This is a genomic window from Kumtagia sp. (genome assembly GCF_059502445.1).
Window position 1 is genome coordinate 1 of sequence record NZ_JCACER010000073.1, and the last position, 2,930, is coordinate 2,930.

The following is a 2,930-nucleotide window of genomic DNA, read 5'->3' on the forward strand; positions in this document are numbered from 1 at the left end:
CACGCAACCCTGTTGACCGCAATTACAGAAGCTTGTCGAACCACGAGGGCGCCAGACGACCTCGCCTGACCCACTTCAGGCGCGGCGCGACCGCCGATCGTTCAAATTTTATGCAAATTCGACTAAAAACAATTTCGAATTTTATTCTTGTTTTACGCGAAGTAGATTGGAATACGATCTAGTTTTTAGTTGAATTAAACTGCCCGATTTTGCGTCACATAAATTCGCATCTGTCATTGTCTCCTCAAACGGGGAGACTTCACAATGACAATCATCAGAAGGGTGAGGCTGCTGATTGCGGCGGCGGTGGCGGTGGCGGGCATGACGGCGGCGGCCGAAGCGGGCTCGGCCATGAAGACCGGCGCACGCACGACCCAGCCAGTCGGCCACTACGAGTTCTGCCAGGCGCTGCCGCAGGAATGCCGTCAGAAGACGCCGAAGCGGGCGCCCGCCGACCTGACGCGGCAGCTCTGGTCGGCGATCGTGCGGATCAACAACGACGTCAATGCGTCGGTGACGCCGAAGACCGATATGGAGATGTGGGGCCGCGAGGAAGTCTGGTCCTATCCGACCAGCGGTGCCGGCGACTGCGAGGACTACGCGCTGGAAAAGCGCCGCCGCCTGATGGCGATCGGCGTGCCGGCCGGCGATCTGCTGATGACCGTGGTGCGCCAGCCGAACGGCGACGGCCATGCCGTGCTGACGGTGCGCACCAGCCTCGGCGACTTCGTGCTCGACAATCTCGAGCCGCGCGTGCTCGCCTGGGAGGACACGCCCTACACCTACCTCAAGCGCCAGTCGGAGACCAACTCCGGCGTGTGGGTGAAGATCAACGACGGCAGGGCCGAGGCTGTCGCCAGCGTCCGCTAGTTTCTGAACAACCCGGTCGAGTCCCCACCCTCCCCGTCCCCAACGACCGGGTTCAGGAGCCGGCCCTTTCCCCGAGGGCCGGCTCCGCCATTTCGGGGGATGCGTCAGCGGACGGGCTTCAGCCCGGCGCGGAACCGCCGGCCGTTGTCGACATAATGGTCGGCGGACCTGGCCAGGCCGGCGACGGCCTCCGCGTCGAGCTGGCGCACGGCCCTTGCCGGGACGCCGACGATCAGCGAATTGTCCTCGAAAACCTTTCCTTCGGTCACCAGCGCGCCGGCGCCGACCAGGCAGTTCCTGCCGATGCGCGCGCCGTTGAGCACGGTGGCGCCCATCCCGACCAGGCTGTTGTCGCCGATGGAGCAGCCATGCAGGATCGCCCGATGGCCGATCGTGCAGCCTTCGCCGATCGCCAGCGGCGAACCCGGATCGGTGTGCATGACCACATGCTCCTGCACGTTGCTGCGGGCGCCGATGATGATCGGCTCGTTGTCGCCGCGGATGACGGCGCCGAACCAGATGCCGACGTCCCGCCCGATCCGGACATCGCCGATCACCGTCGCGTCCGGCGCGATCCAGTTGCTCGTCTCGTCCTCGAAACTCGGTGCCTTGTCGTCGATCGCATAAACCGGCATGCCCTGCTCCTGCTGTCTGTCCTCGCCCGGCCGACCAACCTGATACCGCAAGTCGGCTCGCGATAAACCCTTCAAGGTTGAACATACCGGGAAACGCCGGTGCGTGGCGCAGCCAGCGACGCGCGTTTACGTCTCGTTTACCATGAAAATGCAGAGTCGGCGGAGGATATGGCAGGCGAATCCGTCTGCCGGCGCCGAGGCGGATCGGCATCAGGGATATCGCGATGACGCAGGCTTTCGCCGACGAACCGGAGGCCGATCCGGTCGGCTCGCGTTTCATGACGCGGATCTTCGTCGCATGTGCCGCGCTCGCCCTGCTTTCGCTGGCGCTGAGCCTCGCCGGCCGCTGGTTCGGATCCGCCATCTCGCTTGCCGGCTATACCGACGATCCCAACCCGATCGAGGTCGTCGTCGGCGACAGCGTCATCGCCGCGCCGGCCAACATGATCCGCTTCGAGCGGGCGCGCCGGTCCGGGCCCGCGCCGCGGCTCGACCTCTATCTGCGCTGGCCGACGCTCGAGGGTTATACCCGCGAGACCCGCGACGACTTCAACAATGTCGGAGGCAGACGCAACATCCTCTTCCTCGGCTTCGAGGAGAAGATGATGGCACGCGACATGAGCGGCCGCTTCGAGCCGATCTACCGGTCGCTGATCGTGCAGCCCGGACGGCCGGGACCGGCCGGGCTGACGATTTACGACTTCGCGGCAAAATCGGGATATCTGAACGAAACCCTCACCGTGGCCGACCGCGACGGCCGGGCACCTTTCGTCGCGCGATGCCTGGAAGGCTCGAGCGCCGAGGAGTCGCTGGCGCCCTGCGAGCGCGATGTCGCCCTGGGCGACGATCTCAGCCTCACCTACCGCTTTCCGCGCGAACTCCTGGCCGACTGGAGGTTTCTCGACGCCGCGGTGACGGCCAGGGCCACGGAGATGCTGCGGGCCGGCCGCTAGACGATCCTGGCGGCCGGCCGCGCGCTCAGTTGAGATCGATGTCGAGGATCGCCATCGAGAAATTGTAGTCGCCGTCGTCCTCGTCCTTGAAGACGATGCCGAGGAATTCCTCACCGACATAGACCTCGGCCGAATCGGTCTTGCGCGGGCGTGCCTTCACCTGCATGTCCGGGTTCTTGAACGTGCGCTTGAAGAAGGCTTCCAGCTTTTTTATCTCGTCGGGCTTCAAGGCTTTTCTCCGCCTGTCGGGGGTTCTCTTGGGAATCGACGGCCTTCTGGCACGCGGAGCGACAGGCTGTAAAGGCTGCGGCCGGCATCGTCCCGGGGCAATCGCATACGAGTCTACTCCTCCCTGACCGGGGCCACGACATGCGCACATCTGTTCCCAGAGCCGGCGCCCGCGCCGGCCGGTGCCTGGCGCCCTCGTGGTTCGACAAGCTCACCATGAGGGCTGCTGAATGGTCGCGGCAAT

At 64.8% G+C, this 2,930-nt stretch carries 5 protein-coding genes; 3 read left to right on the plus strand and 2 right to left on the minus strand.

Annotated features, from left to right (window positions below; all coding sequences use genetic code 11):
* Both AC5JDC_RS19530 and AC5JDC_RS19535 read left to right on the plus strand, forming a co-directional pair.
* Window positions 1-182, plus strand: a 182-nt coding sequence (locus AC5JDC_RS19530) for a hypothetical protein (RefSeq protein WP_495843806.1), incomplete at its 5' end; no start/stop codon positions are given.
* 82 nt (window positions 183-264) lie between these two features.
* On the plus strand, window positions 265-870 hold the full coding sequence (locus AC5JDC_RS19535; protein WP_106775627.1) for a transglutaminase-like cysteine peptidase: 606 nt from the start codon (window positions 265-267) through the stop codon (window positions 868-870).
* A gap of 104 nt (window positions 871-974) precedes the next feature.
* On the opposite strand, the gene AC5JDC_RS19540 is transcribed toward AC5JDC_RS19535, so the two are convergent.
* Window positions 975-1,505 carry a gamma carbonic anhydrase family protein gene (locus AC5JDC_RS19540; protein ID WP_495843809.1) on the minus strand — a complete coding sequence of 177 codons (531 nt, stop codon included), beginning with the start codon at window positions 1,503-1,505 and terminating at the stop codon, window positions 975-977.
* Window positions 1,506-1,729: 224 nt separating this feature from the next.
* On the opposite strand from AC5JDC_RS19540, the gene AC5JDC_RS19545 reads away from it, so the two are divergent.
* Window positions 1,730-2,458 (plus strand): hypothetical protein, encoded by a 729-nt coding sequence (locus AC5JDC_RS19545; RefSeq protein ID WP_495843811.1) that lies wholly within the window; start codon window positions 1,730-1,732, stop codon window positions 2,456-2,458.
* A gap of 25 nt (window positions 2,459-2,483) precedes the next feature.
* On the opposite strand, the gene AC5JDC_RS19550 is transcribed toward AC5JDC_RS19545, so the two are convergent.
* Window positions 2,484-2,687 (minus strand): DUF3126 family protein, encoded by a 204-nt coding sequence (locus tag AC5JDC_RS19550; RefSeq protein ID WP_106775630.1) that lies wholly within the window; start codon window positions 2,685-2,687, stop codon window positions 2,484-2,486.
* Between the last annotated feature and the right edge of the window lie 243 nt (window positions 2,688-2,930).

Bases quoted from the DNA above. Each gene is read 5' to 3' on its own strand.
- AC5JDC_RS19545 (WP_495843811.1), top strand. From the start codon at position 1,730: ATGACGCAGGCTTTCGCCGACGAACCGGAGGCCGATCCGGTCGGCTCG.
- AC5JDC_RS19540 (WP_495843809.1), bottom strand. From the start codon at position 1,505: ATGCCGGTTTATGCGATCGACGACAAGGCACCGAGTTTCGAGGACGAG.
- AC5JDC_RS19535 (WP_106775627.1), top strand. From the start codon at position 265: ATGACAATCATCAGAAGGGTGAGGCTGCTGATTGCGGCGGCGGTGGCG.